This is a genomic window from Micromonospora rubida (assembly GCF_009908295.1).
Taxonomy (GTDB): domain Bacteria; phylum Actinomycetota; class Actinomycetes; order Mycobacteriales; family Micromonosporaceae; genus Micromonospora; species Micromonospora rubida.
Map to the genome: position 1 here is coordinate 609,265 of NZ_JAAALO010000003.1, position 20,004 is coordinate 629,268.

The window sequence follows — 20,004 nt, forward strand, 5'->3', positions numbered from 1 at the left end:
ACCCCCATGGTTGGACAACTGCGTTCCACGGTGATCGACTGCCCCGATCCCCGCGCCCTCGCGGCGTTCTACGCCGAGCTGCTGGGCTTGTCGGTGGCGGAGGAGGACTCCGAGGGCGACGAGTGGGTGGTGCTCGGCGGTCCGGTCGGCCGCCATCCCCGGATCGCCTTCCAGCGGGCGCCCGACCTGCGCCTGCCGGCCTGGCCAGACCCGGAGCGGCCCCAGCAGTTCCACCTCGACGTCACCGTCTCCGACATCGAGGTCGCCGAGAATGCGGCGCTGGCCCTGGGCGCGCGGCGGCTGCCCGGCGAGGGCGAGGGCTTCCGGGTCTACGCCGACCCGGCCGGTCACCCGTTCTGCCTGTGCTGGGACTGACCCGCGCTCCCGTGGCGGGTCTTGCGACGGCCCGGCATGATCACAAAGATGATCGACTCCTCGCTCCGGCGGGCCTCCGGCTCGCTCTTCGGCCTCGCCTACGGTGACGCGCTGGGCCGGCCGACCGAGTTCCTGACCGTCGCCGAGATCCGCCGCCGGTACGGCCCCTCCGGCCCTCACGAGTTGGAGGGCCATCCCGCGCTGGTCACCGACGACACCCAGATGGCGCTCGCGGTGGGCTGGGCGCTGCACGACGCGCCGGCGTTCACCCCGGAGGCGGTTGAGCCGCTGCTGCGGGAGCGCTTCATGGCCTGGGCGGTCAGCCCGGACAACAACCGCGCCCCGGGGATGACCTGCCTGCGGGCCTGCGCCGAGCTGTCCCGGGGGTTGCGCTGGCAGGAGGCGACCGTGGCCGGCTCGAAGGGCTGCGGCGCCAACATGCGGGTCACCCCCGTCGGGCTGCTCCCCGTCGACTTGGACACCCTGGCCGGCCTCGCCCAGCTCCAGGCCGGGCTGACCCACGGCCACCCCACCGGGCTGGCCGCCAGCGAGCTGACCGCCTACGCGGTCCGGCTGCTGCGCGACGGCGCTGCCCTGGCCGAGCTGCCGGCGCTGCTCGTCGAGCGGGCCCGCGAGCAGCGCCGGGTCTACCGGTCGGACTGGCTCGGCGACCTGTGGCAGCGCCCGGGCGTGGACTCCCCGGAGGACTTCATCGCCCGCGGCTGGGACGAGTGCCTGGCCGCCCTGGGCCGGCTGACCACGACGCTCACCCGTCCCGACGACGGCGGCGACCCGTGCCGGCGTACCGGTGAGGGGTGGGTGGCCGAGGAGGCGCTGGCGACGGCGCTGCTCTGCGCGCTGTGGCACGCCGACGACCCGGTCGGCGCGCTGGCCCGGGGCGCGACCACCGCCGGTGACTCCGACTCCATCGCGGCCCTGGCCGGCGCCTTCGTCGGCGCCGCCCACGGCCTGCCCGGCTGGCCGCGCGCCTGGTCCACCCAGATCGAGTACGCCGACCAACTAACCACCCTCTCCACCCCCCACGACTAACCACCCACCCCACCCCCGACCAGTCCGTTGATCAAGAGGTTTACGTCAGGATCCGCCTCGCTGGCGACGCAAACCTCTTGATCAACGGGGTATTCGGGGGGTGGGGTTTGGGGGTTTGGGTCAGGGGGTGGGGAGGTGGGGGAGGGTGCGCAGTTGGCGCCAGAGGGTGGGGTCGCAGCTGCCCGCGTTGTCGCGGAAGGCCGAGGTGGCGATCCGGATGGGTTCGCTGATGTCGAGGTAGCTGTCGTGGTCGGCACCGGGGTCCCAGTCGCGGGTGGGGATGCGGACGTGATCGTCCCGGTCGGACTTGTCCTGGCTGGTGACCTTGAGCACGTCGGCGCCCCGGCCGTCGGTCCGCAGCACCACGCAGGGGCGGACCTTCGAGCCGGTGCCGTCGGCGTACGGGACCTCGGCCCACCAGACCTCGCCGGGTCGGGGCGTACCGGTGGGGGCGGTGGTCCGCTCGGCGGCGCGCGGCCGGGGCGGGGCGGCCGGTCGGCCGGTCGCCCGGGTGCCGGCGCCCCGGCCGGGGCGGGTGGCGGTGGATCCGGGGCGCGGCCGGTCCCGCTGCGGCCGGGTCCGGTCCCGCCGGGCGCGGGCGCGCTCGGTCCCCGCGCTGCGCCGACGCCACTCGCTCCACGCCCAGCCCGCTGCGACGGCCAGCACGATCGCCAGTGCCCAGAGCAGCCAGTCCGGCATCCGCGCCTCCCTCTGTCCGGCGGCGGTCCGGGCCCGCCGACGTGCGGCGATCCTCGCACGTCGGCGGGATGGCGGCCCGCCGGGCGCGGCGGGCGGGCGGCGGATTGTCACACCCGACCGATACGGTGCGGGGGTAGCTTGATCACGGGAGGTCGCACGACGTGTCCGGTGGCGGCAAGGTGTCGGGGAGCGGCGGGATGTCCGAGAGCGGCAGGGCGTCCGAGGGCGGTGGGATGTCGGAGAGTGGTAGGGCGTCGGGGGACGATCCGGCGTCGACGGCGGGTCCGGCCGCGCCGGACGGTGTTGAGGGCGACGGTGTTGAGGGCGTGGTCCCGCAGCAGGTCACCCCGGCACAGGAGGCGGCGGCGGGAGCCGAGCCGACCCCCGAGGCGCGGGAGCGGCACGCCCTCCTCAGCCAGGAGTTGACCGAGCACCAATACCGCTACTACGTGCTGGACTCCCCGATCGTCACCGACGCCGAGTTCGATCGGCAGCTACGCGAGTTGGAGGCGCTGGAGGCCGACTTTCCGGCCCTGCGCACCCCGGATTCTCCGACCCAGCGGGTCGGCGGCACCTTCTCCACCGACTTCACCCCGGTCGCCCACGCCGAGCGGATGCTCTCCCTGGACAATGCCTTCGCCGACGAGGAGCTGGCGGCCTGGGCCGAGCGGGTCGAGCGGGACGCCGGCGGCCCGGTGCCCTACCTGTGCGAGCTCAAGGTCGACGGCCTGGCGATCAACCTGACCTACGAGAAGGGCCGGCTGGTGCGAGCGGCCACCCGGGGCGACGGGCGCACCGGCGAGGACGTCACCGCCAACGTCCGCAGCATCCGGGACGTGCCGGCGCGGCTTACCACGTCGGCGGAGTTCCCCGACGTGCCCGAGTTCATCGAGGTGCGCGGCGAGATCTACTTCCCGATCGCCGGCTTCGCCGACCTCAACGCCAGCCTGGTGGAGCAGGGCAAGGCCCCGTTCGCCAACCCGCGCAACGCCGCCGCCGGCAGCCTGCGCCAGAAGGACCCGCGGATCACCGCGTCCCGGCCGCTGCGGCTGGTGGTGCACGGCGTCGGCGCCCGGCGCGGCTTCACCCCGACCGCCCAGTCCGAGTCGTACGCGGCGCTGAAGGCGTGGGGGCTGCCGACCAGCGACCGCTGGCGGGTGGTGCCCGACATGGTCGGCGTCGCGGAGTTCATCGCGTACTACGCCGAGCACCGGCACGACGTCGAGCACGAGATCGACGGCGTGGTGGTCAAGGTGGACCCGGTCTCCATCCAGGGTCGGCTCGGCTCGACCAGCCGGGCCCCGCGCTGGGCGATCGCCTTCAAATACCCGCCGGAGGAGGTCAACACCAAGCTGCTCGACATCGACGTCAACGTCGGCCGCACCGGCCGGGTCACCCCGTTCGCCGTCCTGGAGCCGGTCCTGGTGGCCGGCTCGACGGTGGCCCTGGCCACCCTGCACAACGCGCAGGAGGTGGAGCGCAAGGGCGTGCTGATCGGCGACACGGTGGTGATCCGCAAGGCCGGCGACGTGATCCCCGAGGTGCTCGGCCCGGTGGTCGACCTGCGTCCGGCCGACGCCCGACCGTTCGTCATGCCGACCACCTGCCCGGCCTGCGGCACCCCGCTGCGGCCGGAGAAGGAGGCGGACGTCGACATCCGCTGTCCGAACAGCCGTAGCTGCCCGGCGCAGCTGCGCGAGCGGGTGTTCCACCTGGCCGGCCGGGGCGCGTTCGACATCGAGGTGCTCGGCTACAAGGGCGCGGCGGCGCTGCTGGACGCGCAGGTCATCACCGACGAGGGTGACCTGTTCTCCCTCGATGCCGAGAAGTTGGCCCGCTCGCCGTTCTTCGTCAACAAGGACGGCAGCCTCGGCAGCAACGCCGCGAAGCTGATCGACAACCTCGCCGTGGCCCGGGAGCGCGACCTGTGGCGGGTGCTGGTGGCGCTCTCCATCCGGCACGTGGGCCCGACGGCTGCCCAGGACCTCGCCCGGCACTTCCGCTCGATGGCGGCCATCGAGGCGGCCGGCGAGGAGGAGCTGTCCTCGGTCGACGGCGTCGGCCCGACGATCGCGGCCAGCATCAAGGAGTGGTTCGCCGTCGACTGGCACCGCGAGGTGGTCCGCAAGTGGGCCGAGGCGGGCGTACGGATGGCCGAGGAGGCCGCCGAGGAGGGGCCACGCCCGCTGGAGGGGCTCACCGTCGTGGTGACCGGCACCCTGGAGGGGTTCTCCAGGGACCAGGCCGCCGAGGCGATCCAGACCCGGGGCGGCAAGGTCACCGGCTCGGTCTCCAAGAAGACCGGCTTCGTCGTGGTCGGGGACAACCCCGGCTCCAAGGCCGACAAGGCGGTCAGCCTGAAGGTGCCGGTGCTGGACGAGGAGGGCTTCCGGGTCCTGCTCGACCAGGGCCCGGACGCGGCCCGGGAAGTGGCCCGCGTCGGCGAGTGACCCCACCGCCCCGGGTGCCACCTGCGTGGATGGAGCGGCCGGAGGGACCTGCGGAGGCGGGTCGTGAAACTTGACCGCACCTGGTCGCGTATACCAACTTAATTACGACTACGACCGATTCGTGGCTGTCGTCTCGGAAAAAGCGGCACTCAGGGCGTTTCATGGGGGCACGACGGGCGCAGGGCCCGCCGTGGCCGCTGCCCGGGAGGTGCGATGGAGGCCGTCGATCCGCGAAACTCCGTCCCGCCGGGACGGGTGACGCCCTTCTACGGCTTCGTCGCCGCCGTCGCGGCGCTGGCGATCCTGGTCTCGGCCGGGCCGTTGACCGAGCTGCCGGGCCGGCTCTCCGAGCTGCCGGTGGCGTTCTGGACGATGGCGGCCCTCGCCGTGGTCTGCGACGCGCGGCCGTTCGTGCCCCCGGGGCGCCGGCAGCCCTCGGCGGTTTTCCCGTCCACCTGCTTTACCTTCGCCATCCTGCTCGGCTGGGGGCTCGGCCCGGCCGTGGCGGTGCAGACGGTCGCGGTGGCCGTCTCAGGCTGGCGGATGGGCCACGCCGCCTGGCGGTCCGGCTTCAACGCCGCCCAGTACGCCTGCGCGCTGGCCGCCGCCGCGGTGGTCACGGGCCTGGGGCCCGGCGGGATCTTCGATGGTGGGCACCTGGGCTGGACTGACGTGCTCGCCGTCGGCGGGGCGGCGGCGGCCTGGTTCGTCGTCAACTACGGTCTGGTCAGCACCGCGATCCGGTGGCGTTTCGGGGGCCGCTGGTGGCCCGGCGTCCGGTCGGGCCTGGGGTACGAGCTGATCTCCACCGGCTCGTTGCTGCTGCTCGCCCCGGTGCTGGTGGCCGCCGCCCGGGCCAGCGCCGCGCTGATCCCGCTGGTGCTGGTGCCGCTGTTCGCGGTGTACCGGATGGCACACCTCGCCGCCGAGCAGGAGCAGCTCGGCGCGCTCGACCCGCTCACCGGCCTGCCCAACCGAAAGGCGCTGCTCGCGGAGGTGGCCGAGCAGGTCCACCTGCACGCCGAGCGGGCCGCCCGGGGCGACCCGGACGCCCACCTGGCGCTGCTGCTGATCGACCTCGACCGGTTCAAGAACGTCAACGACGCGCTCGGTCACGCCGTGGGCGACCGGCTGCTGGTCGAGGTGAGCGCCCGGCTGGCCGGCGCGGTGGGGGAGCGGGACCTGCTCGCCCGCCTCGGCGGGGACGAGTTCGCCATCGTCAGCACCGGGCTGACCGGCGTGGACGCCGCCCGGGAGACCGCCGAGCGGCTGGTGGGCGCGCTCGCCGAGCCGGTGGCGCTGGACGGGCTGCCGCTGGACGTCGGCGGCTCCATCGGCATCGCGCTCTACCCCGAGCACGGGGAGGACTTCGCCACCCTGATGCGCCACGCCGACGTGGCGATGTACGACGCCAAGCAGCGCAGCGACACCGTCGCCGTGTACGCCGCCGAGTCCGACCACAACTCCGCCGAGCGGCTGGGTCTGCTGGCCGACCTGCGGCGCGTACTCGAATCGGGGTCGGAGGGTCGGGGGGCGGCCGGGGTGCGCGGCGGTGACGGCGCCGCGCTGCCCGCCGCCCTCGCCCCGCCGACCGCCGGCCGCGGCGGGGGGCGCTCGGTGCCGGGGTTGGCCCGCTGGGGCGCCCGCCGGCACCGGGAGCACCCGGGGCCGGCCCACCCCGATGAGCTGATCCAGCGGATCGTCACCGCCGCCGACCCGATCCGGCGCCGAGCCACCGTGACCGGCGCCGAGACCGGCGCCGCGACCGGCGCCGCGACCGGCGCCGAGACAGCCGGCGTGACCGGCGGCGGGCCGGGGCAGCCGGTCGAACCGGGTGGCGGCGGGGCGGCGGAGGCGGATCCCGGGACCGGGGTCGCGTACGCGGAGCCGGCCGGCCGGCGGCCGGGGCACGACGAGCCGGGCGACCCTGGCGAGATCACCATGTACTACCAGCCGCAGGTAGCCATCGCCACCGGCGAGGTGGTGGGCGTGGAGGCGCTGCTGCGCTGGCGGCATCCGCGCCGGGGGATGGTCGACCCGGAGGAGCTGATCCGGGTCGCCGAGCAGAGCGCGGTGATGCGGCTGCTCACCCGTCGGGTGGTCGACGACGTGGTGGAGCAGCTGGCGAAGTGGTCGGCGGCCGGGATCAGCCTGCGGGCGGCACTCAACGTCAGCGTCCGGGACCTGCACACCGGCGAGATCGCCGACCAGATCGCCGACCGGCTGGCCCGCTTCGGCGTCGAGCCGGAGCGCCTGCAACTGGAGATCACCGAGGGCGCGCTGATGGCCGACCCGCGCCGGGTGCTGGCCACCATCTCCCGGCTGCACGCCATCGGGGTGGCCATCGCGCTGGACGACTTCGGCACCGGGTACTCGTCGATGCAGCACCTGCGCCGGTTGCCGCTGTCCGAGGTGAAGGTGGACCGGTCGTTCGTGCTCGGGATGGCCGACGACGCGGACGACGCCGCCATCGTCCGGTCGATGATCGAGCTGGCCGGGGCGCTCGGCCTGCGGGTCGTCGCGGAGGGGGTGGAGGACGAGCGGACCTGGCGGCTGCTGCACGCCGCCGGCTGCGACGTGGCGCAGGGCTGGTTCTACGCCCGGCCGATGCCGGCCGAGGAGTTGGCCGCCTGGCTCGCCCGGTACCGGCCGCTGCGGCCGGCCGCGCGGGGCGCGGAGAGCCGGCCCCCGCGCAGTCGCTGACCAGACGGCACCCTGGGCGCCGCAGGGCCGGAAGGGCAGTCGGGACGTCGGGGGCGCCGCAGGGCCGGAGGGGGAGTCGGGGACGCCGGGCCGGTGCTGGACAATAGACTCGCTCCGGTCACCGCACGTCATCGTCATCCCGACGCGCGGCGGGCCACCCGCCAGAAACCAGCACGACAGCCACGAAGGGGGCACTGATGGCCGCCATCTCCCGCGAGGAGGTCGCGCACCTGGCGCGACTGTCGCGGCTCGCCGTCACGGAGGAGGAGCTGGACACCTTCGCCGGCCAGCTCGACACGATCCTCCAGGCGGTCGCCCAGGTCGGCGAGGTCACCGCGGCGGACATCCCGCCGACCTCCCACTCCGTACCGTTGACGAACGTGCTGCGCGAGGACGTGGTGGTGCCGGGCCTGACCCCGGCGGAGGCCCTGTCGGGCGCGCCCGACGCGGAGGAACAGCGGTTCCGCGTCCCGCGGATCCTGGACGAGGATGTGGCGTCGTGACTGACCTGACCAAGCTGACCGCCGTCGAGATCGCCGGTCTCGTCGCCGGCGGGGAGACCTCGGCCGTCGAGGTGACCCGGGCCCACCTGGACCGGATCGCCGCCGTCGAGGGCCGGGTGCACGCCTTCCTGCACGTCGACACGGAGGGCGCGCTCGCCGCCGCCCGCGCGGTCGACGAGCGCCGGGCGGCCGGGGAGGAGCTGGGCCCACTGGCCGGCGTCCCGGTGGCCGTGAAGGACGTGCTCACCACCAAGGGCGTGCCGACCACCGTCGGGTCGAAGATCCTTGAGGGCTGGCGCCCGCCGTACGACGCGACGATCGTGCAGCGGCTGCGGGCGGCCGGCACGGTGATGCTCGGCAAGACGAACATGGACGAGTTCGCCATGGGCTCCTCCACGGAGTACTCGGCGTACGGCCCGAGCCACAACCCGTGGGACCTCGACCGCATCCCGGGCGGCTCCGGTGGCGGCAGCGCCGCCGCCATCGCGGCGTACGAGGCGCCGCTGGCGATCGGCTCGGACACGGGCGGCTCGATCCGCCAGCCCGGCGCGGTCACCGGCACCGTCGGGGCGAAGCCCACCTACGGCGGCACCTCCCGGTACGGCCTGGTGGCCTTCTCCTCGTCGCTGGACACCCCGGGCCCGTGCGCGCGTACGGTGCTCGACGCGGCGCTGCTGCACGCGGCGATCGGCGGCCACGACCCGCGCGACTCCACCTCGATCCCGCAGCCGATGCCCGACGTGGTGGCGGCGGCGCGGCTCGGCGCGACCGGCGACCTGACCGGCGTGAAGCTCGGCATCGTCAGCGAGTTCGTCGGCGAGGGCGCCGAGCCCGGTGTGATGGCGGCGTTCCACGAGTCGGTCGACGCGCTGACCAAGCTCGGCGCCGAGATCGTCGAGGTCTCCTGCCCGCACTTCAAGTACGCGCTTCCGGCGTACTACCTGATCGCCCCGAGCGAGTGCTCCTCCAACCTGGCCCGCTACGACGGCGTCCGGTTCGGCCTGCGGGTCGGCGACGACGGCAACCGGTCGCTGGAGGAGGTCATGTCGCTGACCCGGGAGGCCGGCTTCGGCCCCGAGGTCAAGCGCCGGATCATGCTCGGCACGTACGCGCTCTCGTCGGGCTACTACGACGCCTACTACGGGCAGGCGCAGAAGGTCCGGACGCTGATCACCCGGGACTTCACCGCCGCCTTCGAGCAGGTCGACGCGCTGATCTCGCCGACCACCCCGTTCGTGGCGTTCCCGATCGGCGCGCGCACCGCCGACCCGTACCAGATGTATCTGGCGGACCTGTTCACCATCCCGACGAACCTGTACGGCGGGCCGGGCATCTCGGTGCCGTGCGGCCTCTCCGAGGGGCTGCCGGTCGGCCTCCAGGTGATGGCCCCGACGATGGCGGACGACCGGATGTACCGGGTCGCCGCCGCGCTGGAGTCCGCGGTCGGCACGTTCACCCCACCGGCATTGTGAGGCAGGAGCACCGATGACGACCACCTTGCCCGCGTACGACGACGTCGTTGCGCGCTACGAACCGGTGATCGGCCTGGAGACCCACGTCGAGCTGGGCACGAACACCAAGATGTTCTGCGGCTGCCCGACCGACTTCGGCGGCGAGCCGAACACCCGGGTCTGCCCGGTCTGCCTGGGCCTGCCCGGCTCGCTGCCGGTGGCCAACAAGGCGGCCATCGAGGCGACGATCCGGATCGGCCTGGCGCTGAACTGCTCGATCGCGCCGTGGTCCCGGTTCGCCCGGAAGAACTACTTCTACCCGGACATGCCGAAGGACTTCCAGATCAGCCAGTACGACGAGCCGCTGTGCTTCGAGGGCTACCTGGACGTCGAGGTGAACGGCGAGCTGGTCCGGATCGGCATCGAGCGGGTGCACCTGGAGGAGGACACCGGCAAGTCGCTGCACGTCGGCGGTGCCACCGGCCGCATCCACGGCGCGACCGAGTCGCTGGTCGACTACAACCGGGCCGGCATCCCGCTGGTGGAGATCGTCACCAAGCCGGTCCCCGGCATCGGCGCGCTCGCCCCCGAGGTGGCCCGCGCGTACGTCACCGAGCTGCGCGACGTGCTCCGCTCCCTGGGCGTATCCGACGTGCGGATGGAGGAGGGGTCGCTGCGCTGCGACGTGAACACCTCCCTCAACCTGCCCGGCGCCGAGTGGGGCACCCGCACCGAGACGAAGAACGTCAACTCGCTGCGTTCGGTGGAGCGGGCGGTCCGCTCGGAGATGCTGCGCCAGGCGTCGGTGCTCGACGCGGGCGGCCGGATCGTCCAGGAGACCCGGCACTTCCAGGAGGACACCGGGGGCACCCGGCCGGGCCGGTCCAAGGAGACCGCCACCGACTACCGGTACTTCCCGGAGCCGGACCTGGTCCCACTCGCCCCGGAGGCCGCGTGGGTGGCCGAGCTGAAGGCCGCCCTGCCGGAGCTGCCCCGGCTGCACCGCCGCCGGCTCCAGGAGCAGTGGGGCCTGTCCGACGCCGACATGCAGTCGGTGCTCAACGCCGGCGCGGTCGAGCTGATCGAGGCCACCGTCGCCGCCGGGGCCACCCCCGCCGCTGCCCGCAAGTGGTGGCTGGGTGAGCTGTCCCGCCGGGCCAACGAGACCGGCGTGGAGCTGGCCGACATCGGGGCCACCCCGCACCAGGTCGCCGAGCTTCAGGGGCTGGTCGACGCCGGCAAGCTCAACGACAAGCTGGCCCGGACCGTCCTGGAGGGCGTGGTGGCCGGCGAGGGCTCACCCACCCAGATCATGGCCAACCGGGGCCTGGAGGTCGTCTCCGACACCGGCGCGCTCACCGCCGCCGTGGACGAGGCGATCGCCGCGAACCCCGGCGTCGCCGAGAAGGTCCGCAGCGGCAAGGTCGCGGCGGCCGGCGCGCTGGTCGGCGCGGTCATGAAGACCACCCGGGGCCAGGCCGACGCCAAGACCGTCCGCGAGCTGATCCTGGAGCGCCTCGGCGCCCAGGGCTGAGCCCCGACCGGGAAGGCCGCCGCCGGGACCCGGCGGCGGCCTTCCCGCCTCTTCGAGTACGCGGCCCCCGCACCCCCCTCGCGAGGGCGTCAACGGCGACGCCCGGATGGAGCCACCGTGAACCAGCACGACCTCGATGTCCTCGACGAGATCCAGCGGCGGGTGCTCTGGCTCGCCACCCGGATCGTCGACGCCGCCAACCACGACCGGGACACCGGCGACGGGGTGAAGGTCGGCGGCCACCAGGCGTCCAGCGCCTCCCTGGTCACCGCGATGACCGCGCTGTGGTTCGCCCATCTCGACGCCGAGGACCGGGTGGCGGTCAAACCGCACGCCTCCCCGGTCTTCCACGCCGTCCAGTACCTGCTGGGCAACCTGGACCGGTCGTACCTGCCGAGGCTGCGGGCCCGGGGCGGCCTCCAGTCGTACCCGTCGCGCACCAAGGACCCGGACGGCGTCGACTTCTCCACCGGCTCGGTCGGCCTCGGCGCCGCCGCGCCGCTGTTCGCCGCCGTCACCCGGCGGTACGTCGACGCCCACTTCGGCGAGCGCCCGCACTCCCGGTTCGTCGCGCTGATCGGCGACGCCGAGCTGGACGAGGGCAACATCTGGGAGGCCGTCGCCGACCCCGCCACCAACGGGCTGGGCAACGTGATGTGGCTGGTCGACTTCAACCGTCAGTCGCTGGACCGGGTCGTCCCCGGGGTGCGGATCAACCAGTGGCGCGGCCAGTTCGAGGCCGCCGGCTGGCACGTCGTCGAGGTCAAGTACGGCCGCCGGCTCGCCCAGGCGTACGCCCGGCCGGGCGGGGAGGCGCTGCGCGACTGGATCGACGCGATGCCCAACGAGCAGTACCAGTCGCTGTTCGGGCTGGCCGGCCCGGCGCTGCGCGCGCAGTTCCTCGACGGGGCGCCCGCCGGGATCGCCGAGCTCATCGCCGACATCGCCGACGACGAGCTGGGTCCGCTGGTCACCGACCTGGGCGGGCACGACCTCGCGGCGATGCTCGACGCGTACGCCCAGTGCGACGCGGTCACCGACCGGCCCAGTGTGGTCTTCGCGTACACGGTGAAGGGGTGGGGGCTGCCGATCGCCGGCAACCCGCGCAACCACTCGGCGCTGCTGTCCACCGGGCAGGTCGACGCCCTGCGCGCCGCGCAGGGCCTGACCGCCGAGACCGAGTGGGACCGCCTCGACCCAGCGACCCCGGCCGGCATCCGGGCCGGCGAGCGCCGCGAGGCGCTGTCCCGCGCGCCCCGCGAGCGGGCGCTGCCGGTCACCGTTCCGGAGACCACCCGGGTACGCGCCAACAAGCCCGTCTCCACCCAGGAGGTCTTCGGCCGGGTGCTGGTGGAGCTGGCCCGGGACGAGAACATCGCCCCGTACCTGGTCACCACCGCGCCGGACGTGGCCACCTCCACCAACCTGGCCGGGTTCATCAACAAGACCGGGGTGTTCGCCCCGACCGCGCAGCGGTCCTGGACGGAGGACCGGATGCTGCGCTGGACGGAGAGCCCGTCGGGCCAGCACATCGAGCTGGGCATCTCGGAGATGAACCTGTTCCTGCTGCTCGGCCAGCTCGGCCTGTCCTGGGACCTGTCGGGGCAGCCGCTGCTGCCGGTCGGCACGGTCTACGACCCGTTCGTGCTGCGCGGCCTCGACGCGTTCCTGTACGGCACATACTCCGGCTCCCGGTTCGTGGTCGCCGGCACCCCGTCGGGCATCACCCTCGCCCCCGAGGGCGGCGCACACCAGTCGACGATCACCGCCTCGGTCGGGCTGGAGCTGCCCGGGGTCACCTTCGTCGAGCCGGCGTACGCGGCCACCCTCGACTGGCTGCTCTGCGACGCGATCGGGCAGATCGCCGCCGGTGGCGTGCCGGCCACCACCGCCGCGCCGGCCGAGGACGGGGCGTACTACTTCCGGCTCAGCACCCGCCCGATCGACCAGGCCCCCTTCGAGGCGGCCCGGGCCCGGCTGGGCGACGCGGTGCTGCGCCGGCAGGCGGTCGCCGGGGCGTACCGGCTGGTGGACGCGCACGAGGCGTACCCGCACCTGGCCGACGCCCCGGTGGTGCAGCTCGCCGCGTCCGGCGCGGTGCTGCCCGAGGTGCTGGCCGCCGCCGCCGAACTGGCCGAGGAGGGCATCGCCGCGCACGTGGTCGACGTGACCAGCCTGGACCGGCTCTACCGGGCCTGGCAGCGCACCCTGCGCCAAGGCGTGCGGACGGCCACCGTGCCGAGCGTGCCGGGGGCGCTGCGGTCGGCGTTCGTCGACCGGGTGCCGGTGGTGACCGTGCACGACGCCGCCTCGCACGCGATGGCCTGGCTCGGTTCGGCCCTCGGCGCGCACGCCGTGCCGCTGGGGGTGGACGAGTTCGGCCAGTCCGGCAGCGTCCGCGAGCTGTACGAGCTGCACGACCTGCTGCCCGGCAGCATCGTCAACGCCGCCCTGGCCGCCCTGTCCCTGCGCTGACCCGTTGCCGCCGTCCCCGGCCCGCCGCGCTCAGGGCACCGTAGCGACATCCACCGCATGGGGGTAAATGCGGTGGATGTCGCTTGATCGATGGATTGCGCCGAAAGCCCTGACCATGTTGTCGGCCCTGGCCGATGTGGGTGGGCGGGTGAGGTGGGAAAGCGGGCCGGCCGTCCGAGTGGCTGGGGTGCCGGGCGGGTAGTGCCACCTCGCCCCTTTGCTCTGCTGCCGCCACCGCAACACCAGCACTGCCGTGCAACGACCAGCACCAGCGTCGCGCAGTCGCTTCGGGTCGGGTGGCGGCACGTAGGGGTCGGCAGAACCGTCACGCTCGGCGAGCGTTGCGCCGGGGGCAGCAGTGCAAAGGGGGCGCTGCGGGGTTGCCCGCCGGTCGGCGACGGCGTTCCCGCCCCGCCCCTGGGGTGGGGTGGGCTTCACGATCGTCTGCTGATTTTGGAGAACTCGCCCGGCGTGTCGTCTCACAAATCAGCAGACGATCACGCCACGACAGGCTGCCCTGCACCCCGGACGCCACCGCGCACATCGTCGCCACCAAAGGGTGGGCTCCGTCGACGACTTCGACACACGCTAGCGGGTCGGGGTGGGGGTGACGGGGACCTCCGCGCCGGCCTTCGGGTCCCGCACGACGTGCCGTTCCAGGCTGACCTGCGACTGGCCGGTCCCGCCGACGGTGATGTCGTCGTACGCCTGGAGCAGCTTGTCCTTGTCGAGGTAGAGCACCGTCATCGACAGCGGGGTGGGCTTCTCGCCCTCCAGGCCGCGCAGCCCGGCCCCGCCGGTGGACCCCTCCACCATGAGCTGGGTGGGCATCTGGCCCGGCACCTGCGGCAGCTTGGAGACCTGCCGGGCGTGGCTGTGGCCGGCGAGGACCAGCGGGCAGGTGCCCGACAGCGGCCCGGCCGACGCCGGGTCGTGCACCAGGGCGATGTTCACCGGCGTGGGCGAGTTCCGGACGGTGGTGGCGAGCTGGTCGCCGGCCCCGATCACCTGGTCGGCGACCTGCTTGGTCAGGCCGCTGCCGGCGGGCGAGGTCTCCTTGTCCGGGGTGAACCGGGGGTCGCCGATGCCGGCGATGGTCAGCCCGGCGACGGTGGTGGTCGAGTTGTTCAGCACGATCGCGTTCGGCTGCTGGGCCACCGCGGCCGCCGTCTTCCCCGAGTCGTGGTTGCCCCGGATGTACACGTACGGCTTCTTGAGCAGCCCGATCGATGCGACGTAGGACGCCTCCGGCTCGCTGCCCCAGTCGGTGAGGTCCCCGGTGTCGATCACCACGTCGATGCCGAACTGCTCGACGACGGTGCGGATGAGCTGCCAGCCGGTCGGGTTGAGGTGCATGTCGGAGACGTGCAGGATCCGGGTGGTGCCGGGTGCCGGCTCGTACACCGGCAGGGCGGACACGGTGGTGTAGAGCTGGCTGACGTTGCCGACGAGGCGTTGGAGCTGCTCGGCGTACTTGGTGTAGTCGTTGGCGATCTTCCGGGCGTCACCGACGATCGCCGGGGCGTTGACCAGCAGCCCCTCGTACCGGGGCTCCTCGATGGCCTGCGGGCGGAGGGTGGACGCGGCCAGGCCGAGGCTGCCGGTGGTGACCGCCAGGGCCAGCCCTCCGGCCCAGGCGGTGCGCCGGGTGTCCCGGAAGACCAGGGCGGCCAGCAGCAGGGTGACCAGCAGCGTCGCGCCGACGGTACGCAGGCCGAGGCGCATCACCCCGGTGCGGACGTCGGTGACGGCGGACTGGCTGGCCCGGCTGATGCTCGCCGGGTCGCCGATCAGCGCCTCGGTGCGTCGCTGGTCCAGCGCCCCCAGCCCCACGGTCAGGTGGGTCGGCCCGTCGTGGCTGTCCAGTTTGAGGGCACCCAGCGGCGGGATGTCGACGGTGGTGCCGCCCGTGAGGGCGGGCGTGAGGGTCAGCTCGGCCCGGAACGGGCCGATGTCGGTCTGCACCCGCCCGCCGGCGAAGGTGCCGATCACCACCCCGGCCAGGGCGATCGCCACGACGGCGAGCGCCACGCCCACCCGGCGGGCCAGGGCCAGGCCCCGGCCGGGCGAAGCGTCCCCGCCTCGGCGCCGGAGGGCCCAGCGCCGGCCGCGACCGGTCGCCGGGGTGTCGGCGTCCCCGGTCTTTCGCTGTTCGTGCTCCTGGCCGTCCATGTTGAGATTCTGACCTGCCCAATGAAGGATCTTGGCAAACCCTGGATTCCGCCGCGCCGCGCGGGCCGGGTGCTACGGCCGCTACGCGTCGCGGCTAGCCACGCCCCGCGCCGCCGTCGGAGAAGACCAGGCGCAGGATGCGGTCGTCCTCGGGGGCCGGCTCGCCCCGCCCGTCGTGGTTGGAGGTGGTGACCCAGATCGACCCGTCGGGCGCGACGACCGTCGCCCGCAGCCGACCGTACTTGCGGGTGAGCAGCTCCCGGGGCTGGCCGAGCATGGTGCCGGTGTCGGTCAGCTCGGCCAGCCAGAGCCGCTGCCCGCGCAGGCAGGCGGTGACCAGCAGCCGGTCGGTCGCCGCCAGGCCCGAGCAGGACGCGTCGGAGGTCTTCCACTGCACCAGCGGGTCGGTGTACCGCTTGTCGCCGGCCTTCCCCTCGACCAGGGGCCAGCCGTAGTTGCCGCCCTTGGTGATCTGGTTGATCTCGTCCCAGGTGTTCTGGCCGAACTCGACCGCGTACATCCGCTTGCCGGCGTCCCAGGCGACACCCTGCACGTTGCGGTGCCCCAGTGACCAGACCGGGGACGCCGGGTAGGGGTTGCCCGGGGCCGGCTTGCCGTCCGGGGTGATCCGCAGGATCTTGCCGCCGAGACTCTTCCGGTCCTGCGCGGACTCCCGGTTGCCGGCGTCGCCGGTGCTGGCGTACAGGTAGCCGTCCGGGCCGAAGGCGAGCCCGCCGCCGTTGTGGGTCCCGGACCGGGGGATGCCCGTCAGGACCGGCGTCGGCCGACCGCCCAGCTCCAGCTTGACGATCCGGTTGTCCCGCTCGGTGGTGTGGTAGACGAAGACCGTCCGGTCCGTCGCATAGCGGGGGGACACGGCGATGCCGAGCAGGCCGCCCTCCCCGCCGGCCGCGACGTCGGGCACGGTCTGCACGGCGGTGACGGTCAGCCCGTCCCGCCCTGACCCGGGCCCGACCTGGAGGATCCGGCCGCTGTCCCGCTCGGTGACCAGCGCGCCGCCGTCGGGCAGGAACGCGATCCCCCACGGCACCCGCAGGCCCTTGGCCAGCACGGTGGCGACCGCCTGCTGGCCGGTGCCGCCGCCGGGGGCGGAGGCGGACGGGGTGGGCAGGTTCGGCGGCTCGCCGGCCGGGTCCGGGTCCGGCTCGCCGAAGCTGCATCCGGCGGCGGCCAGCAGCAGCGCCGCGCACGACGCCGCGGCCACCGCGCGCACAGAGGTCTTCCGGGGGTACGGGCGACGGGGGCTCACCCTGCCCAGCCTAGCCGCCCGGAGGGGTCCTGCGCGGGGGCCGCGCGGTGGCCCCGCCCCACCTCCCAGGCCCCGCCCCACCTCCCAGGCCCCGCCACCGGGTGGTCCGGCCCGTCACCGCCCTCCGGGCCCCGCCATCGGGTGGTCCGGCCCGTCACCGCCCTCCGGGCCCCGCCATCGGGTGGTTCGGCCCGCACCGGCGGGGGACGGGCATCGCCGGGCGGCTATCGTCCACGGGCGTGAAGGTATGGATTCCGCACCCGGCCGGTCGCGGCCTGCTCGGTGACGTGCCGCCCGGGGTCACCGTCGAGGTGGCCGAGTCGCCGTCCCGCCTCCCGTCCGACGCGGCCGACGTGCGGTTCTGGGTGCCCCCGTTCCTGTCCGGCGGGGACGCCGCCGCCCTGCTCGGCGAGCTGCCCGACCTGCGGGTGGTGCAGCTCCTCTCCGCCGGGGCCGACGCCTGGGTCGGCCGGGTCCCGGCCGGGGTGACGCTCTGCGACGCGCGCGGGGTGCACGACTCCGGCACCGCCGAGTGGGTGGCCACCGCCGTCCTCTCCCAGCTGCGCGGCTTCCCCGCCTTCGCCGTGGCCCAGTCCCGCCGCGAGTGGGCGTACGACGAGGTCTGCCCGACCGACGAGCTGGCCGGCAAGCGGGTGCTGATCGTCGGGGCGGGCTCGATCGGGGCGGCGGTGCGCGCCCGGCTGACGCCGTTCGAGGTGACCTTCACCCTGGTCGCCCGGACGGCCCGCCCCGCCGAGGGGGTGCACGGGGTCGGCGAGCTGCCGGCGCTGCTGCCCGAGGCCGACGTGGTGGTGCTGCTGGTGCCGCTCACCGAGGCGACCCGGGGCCTGGTCGACGAGGAGTTCCTCGCCGCGATGCCCGACGGCGCGCTGCTGGTCAACGCCGCGCGCGGCCCGGTGGCCCGGACGGACGCGCTGGTCGCCGAGCTGGCCTCCGGCCGGCTGCGGGCCGCGCTGGACGTCACCGACCCCGAGCCGCTGCCCGCCGACCACCCGCTGTGGGGGCTGCCCAACGTGCTGCTCACCCCGCACGTCGCCGGCTCGGTGCGCGGCCTGCTGCCCCGGGCGTACCGGCTGGTGGGGGAGCAGGTGCGGCGGTTCGCCGCCGGCCAGCCGCTGATCAACGCGGTCTCGGACGGCTACTGACCCGTCCCCGGGCCGGTCCATGCCGCTATCCCCTGTCTCGATCAGCCGGTCTGAGTCGCGGATTCTGGTTGTCGCATCCTCGATGATCAGCGCGGTTCAACGACCTCGAGCAGAATTCTCAACAGGTCCTTCGGCGCGTCCCGCATGAGGTTGTGCCCGCTGTCCAGTGCGTGCGTCGTCCACGAAGGATCCTCACGCAGCCGAAGGTAGAAGGGGCTGAACGGGGACTCGCCGGGCCACCCTGCGGCGTACACGTAGACCCTGCGCCGGATCTTGGTGAGGTCGCTGGTCAGCTGTAGCGGCTGGAGCAGCGAGGCGAGCGGATGAGGTGTCGCCCGCGCGTCGAAGAACGGCAGCGGCCGTACCGCGTAGCCGTTGTCCACCACGTCCAGGTACCACTGCCGCTCCCTGTCGGAGACCAGGTCGAAGCAGGAGTCGCCGTTCGCCGGCACCACGGCGTCCAGGTACACCAGGGAATCCACCGCTTCGGGCATGCGGTCGGCGACAGCGGTGATCACCATTCCCCCGTAGCTGTGGCCGACCAGCACCGCATCCTGGATGTTCTCGGCCGCGAGCACGCCGATCACGTCCTGGATGTGCGTTTCGAGGTTCACTCCGGCGTGCAGCAGGTGGCTGCGTTCGCTGACCCCGGTCAAGGTCAGCGGGTGGACGCGGTGCCCTTGGGCGCGGAGCTGTTCGGTGAGCTCAGCGAAAGTCCAGCCGCCATGACACATGCCGGGGATGAGGACGAACGTTGCCACGATCCTGCTCCTTGTCGTTGTTGAACTGTGTGTCTCGTACGCGGCCGAGGTGCCGCTGGCCGCAGGGGATCTGGATGCGAAATCACGGGACCCGGACCTCAGGCGGCTGCCTCGGTGACGCCGGGTCGCGCTCCGTGGTGGTCGTGGGGGTGCGGAAACGGCCTGCGGTGGCGGCGATCCCGGCTGCCACGGCGCACAGGACCGCGGTCCACGCCACGGTGGCGTCGGTCGAGGTGTGATCGGCGACGATCCCGGCGATCCAGGGGCCGGCGGTCTGACCGACGGCGAACAGCATGGTGAAGGCCGCCAGTGTGGCGGTCCAGTCGGTGGGCGGGGTGTTGGCCCGGATGAGCGCGGTGACGGCGGCGGGTACGCCCATGAACGTCGCCCCGTAGACGATCGCGGAGGCGAGGATGACCGGCGGCGTGGGCGCCACCAGCGCCAGTGCCGCGCCACCAGCCAGGACGCCGAGCAGTGTGGCCAGGGCCCGGGTGCCGGACCAGTGGGTGGTCGGGCGGCTCCACAGGGCGGGCGCCGCGACGACGGCCAGACCCAGCGCCGTCCAGGTGAGCACCACCTGCGCGATCGGGGCGTGCCGGTCGGCGAGGTAGGCCGACAGGAAGGTGATGTAGGTGATGTAACCCGTCGCGAACAGGAGGTAGGCCAGGGCGATTCCCCACAGCGGGCGTACCCGTGCCCGTCCTGCGGTGCGGGCTGGCGCGTCCTGCTTCGTACCCGCGGCGGCCCAGCTGACCAGCGTCGCCGCCCCGGCGGCGACACCCAGGGCGACCCAGGCGAGGCGCCAGTGGTCCCCTAGCGCCGGGATCGTCGCGCCGCTGAGGACGATGCCCAACCCGGTGCCCGCGAAGTACACGGTGATGGGCACGCTGGAGGCGACGCGGGCGGCGATGCGCGATGCGATCACACCACCGGTGACGAACACCACCGCCCCCGCCGCCCCGGCCGCCGCTCGCGCCAGGACCAGGGTCAGGAAGTCATCGCCGATCGCGGTCGCGGCCAGCGCCACGGCAGTGAGTGCCATCCCCCAACGGAAGGCGGCGGTGCCCACGCGGCGTACGACGGGGGCGGTCACCAGCGCGCCGACGAGGTAGCCGACTCCGTTGGCGGTGCTCATCGCCCCGGCTTCGGCCAGACTCCAGTGCAGGTCGTCACGCATGGCCGGCAGCAGCAGCCCGTAAGCGAAGCGCGCGAGCCCGAGGGCCGCGGCGGTGCCCAGAGCCAGTCGCGCCGCCTGCCATACCCCCTGGCGCAGGACCGGTGACCTCATCGCTCCTGCGCCAGTGAGGTCGACCGGCCGCCGCGGGACGGGATCGGCCGGGCAGCCGAAGCGACCCGATCGCTCCGGGGACCGGTGACGAGAAGGTCTGGCATGGC

At 73.9% G+C, this 20,004-nt stretch carries 14 protein-coding genes; 9 read left to right on the top strand and 5 right to left on the bottom strand.

What is annotated here, in order from left to right; genetic code table 11:
* Positions 1–6 precede the first annotated feature (6 nt).
* Positions 7–375, top strand: coding sequence for a VOC family protein (locus GVV04_RS12425; protein ID WP_201753312.1), 369 nt, complete (start codon positions 7–9; stop codon positions 373–375).
* 48 nt (positions 376–423) lie between these two features.
* Positions 424–1,425 (top strand): ADP-ribosylglycohydrolase family protein, encoded by a 1,002-nt coding sequence (locus tag GVV04_RS12430; protein ID WP_161687689.1) that lies wholly within the window; start codon positions 424–426, stop codon positions 1,423–1,425.
* A 120-nt stretch (positions 1,426–1,545) separates the two neighbouring features.
* Here the strand turns inward: GVV04_RS12430 and GVV04_RS12435 are convergent, their stop codons facing one another.
* Positions 1,546–2,124, bottom strand: a complete 579-nt coding sequence (locus tag GVV04_RS12435; protein ID WP_161687691.1) for a type II toxin-antitoxin system PemK/MazF family toxin — start codon at positions 2,122–2,124, stop codon at positions 1,546–1,548.
* 326 nt (positions 2,125–2,450) lie between these two features.
* Between GVV04_RS12435 and ligA the strand changes: the two genes are divergently transcribed.
* The 6 genes from ligA to GVV04_RS12465 all read left to right on the top strand — a co-directional run bounded on the left by ligA (position 2,451) and on the right by GVV04_RS12465 (position 13,240).
* Positions 2,451–4,574, top strand: coding sequence for an NAD-dependent DNA ligase LigA (gene ligA, locus GVV04_RS12440; RefSeq protein ID WP_161687693.1), 2,124 nt, complete (start codon positions 2,451–2,453; stop codon positions 4,572–4,574).
* 213 nt (positions 4,575–4,787) lie between these two features.
* The gene (locus GVV04_RS12445) at positions 4,788–7,277 is read left to right on the top strand and encodes a putative bifunctional diguanylate cyclase/phosphodiesterase (protein WP_161687695.1); all 2,490 of its coding nucleotides are present in this window, start codon (positions 4,788–4,790) and stop codon (positions 7,275–7,277) included.
* Positions 7,278–7,474: 197 nt separating this feature from the next.
* Positions 7,475–7,780, top strand: a complete 306-nt coding sequence (gene gatC / locus GVV04_RS12450; protein ID WP_117666131.1) for an Asp-tRNA(Asn)/Glu-tRNA(Gln) amidotransferase subunit GatC — start codon at positions 7,475–7,477, stop codon at positions 7,778–7,780.
* Entirely contained in the window at positions 7,777–9,252 is a 1,476-nt protein-coding gene (gatA, locus tag GVV04_RS12455; protein WP_161687696.1) for an Asp-tRNA(Asn)/Glu-tRNA(Gln) amidotransferase subunit GatA, read from the top strand. The genes gatC and gatA overlap by 4 nt, the downstream gene beginning before the upstream one ends.
* 13 nt (positions 9,253–9,265) lie before the next feature.
* Positions 9,266–10,765: an Asp-tRNA(Asn)/Glu-tRNA(Gln) amidotransferase subunit GatB gene (gatB, locus tag GVV04_RS12460; RefSeq protein ID WP_161687698.1), complete on the top strand. Its 1,500-nt coding sequence runs from the start codon at positions 9,266–9,268 to the stop codon at positions 10,763–10,765.
* Positions 10,766–10,882: 117 nt separating this feature from the next.
* Positions 10,883–13,240, top strand: a complete 2,358-nt coding sequence (locus GVV04_RS12465) for a transketolase-like TK C-terminal-containing protein (RefSeq protein WP_161687700.1) — start codon at positions 10,883–10,885, stop codon at positions 13,238–13,240.
* Positions 13,241–13,828: 588 nt separating this feature from the next.
* On the opposite strand, the gene GVV04_RS12470 is transcribed toward GVV04_RS12465, so the two are convergent.
* Positions 13,829–15,412, bottom strand: a complete 1,584-nt coding sequence (locus GVV04_RS12470; protein WP_161687702.1) for a metallophosphoesterase — start codon at positions 15,410–15,412, stop codon at positions 13,829–13,831.
* Positions 15,413–15,506: 94 nt separating this feature from the next.
* The gene (locus GVV04_RS12475) at positions 15,507–16,682 is read right to left on the bottom strand and encodes a PQQ-dependent sugar dehydrogenase (protein WP_161687704.1); all 1,176 of its coding nucleotides are present in this window, start codon (positions 16,680–16,682) and stop codon (positions 15,507–15,509) included.
* A 239-nt stretch (positions 16,683–16,921) separates the two neighbouring features.
* On the opposite strand from GVV04_RS12475, the gene GVV04_RS12480 reads away from it, so the two are divergent.
* Positions 16,922–17,848: a 2-hydroxyacid dehydrogenase gene (locus GVV04_RS12480; RefSeq protein ID WP_161687706.1), complete on the top strand. Its 927-nt coding sequence runs from the start codon at positions 16,922–16,924 to the stop codon at positions 17,846–17,848.
* A gap of 86 nt (positions 17,849–17,934) precedes the next feature.
* Here the strand turns inward: GVV04_RS12480 and GVV04_RS12485 are convergent, their stop codons facing one another.
* Positions 17,935–18,609: an alpha/beta fold hydrolase gene (locus GVV04_RS12485; protein ID WP_161687708.1), complete on the bottom strand. Its 675-nt coding sequence runs from the start codon at positions 18,607–18,609 to the stop codon at positions 17,935–17,937.
* A gap of 82 nt (positions 18,610–18,691) precedes the next feature.
* Positions 18,692–19,897 carry a YbfB/YjiJ family MFS transporter gene (locus GVV04_RS12490; protein WP_161687710.1) on the bottom strand — a complete coding sequence of 402 codons (1,206 nt, stop codon included), beginning with the start codon at positions 19,895–19,897 and terminating at the stop codon, positions 18,692–18,694.
* Between the last annotated feature and the right edge of the window lie 107 nt (positions 19,898–20,004).

Bases quoted from the DNA above. Each gene is read 5' to 3' on its own strand.
- GVV04_RS12425 (WP_201753312.1), top strand. From the start codon at position 7: ATGGTTGGACAACTGCGTTCCACGGTGATCGACTGCCCCGATCCCCGC.
- GVV04_RS12430 (WP_161687689.1), top strand. From the start codon at position 424: ATGATCGACTCCTCGCTCCGGCGGGCCTCCGGCTCGCTCTTCGGCCTC.
- GVV04_RS12435 (WP_161687691.1), bottom strand. From the start codon at position 2,124: ATGCCGGACTGGCTGCTCTGGGCACTGGCGATCGTGCTGGCCGTCGCA.
- GVV04_RS12445 (WP_161687695.1), top strand. From the start codon at position 4,788: ATGGAGGCCGTCGATCCGCGAAACTCCGTCCCGCCGGGACGGGTGACG.
- gatC (WP_117666131.1), top strand. From the start codon at position 7,475: ATGGCCGCCATCTCCCGCGAGGAGGTCGCGCACCTGGCGCGACTGTCG.
- gatB (WP_161687698.1), top strand. From the start codon at position 9,266: ATGACGACCACCTTGCCCGCGTACGACGACGTCGTTGCGCGCTACGAA.
- GVV04_RS12470 (WP_161687702.1), bottom strand. From the start codon at position 15,412: ATGGACGGCCAGGAGCACGAACAGCGAAAGACCGGGGACGCCGACACC.
- GVV04_RS12490 (WP_161687710.1), bottom strand. From the start codon at position 19,897: ATGAGGTCACCGGTCCTGCGCCAGGGGGTATGGCAGGCGGCGCGACTG.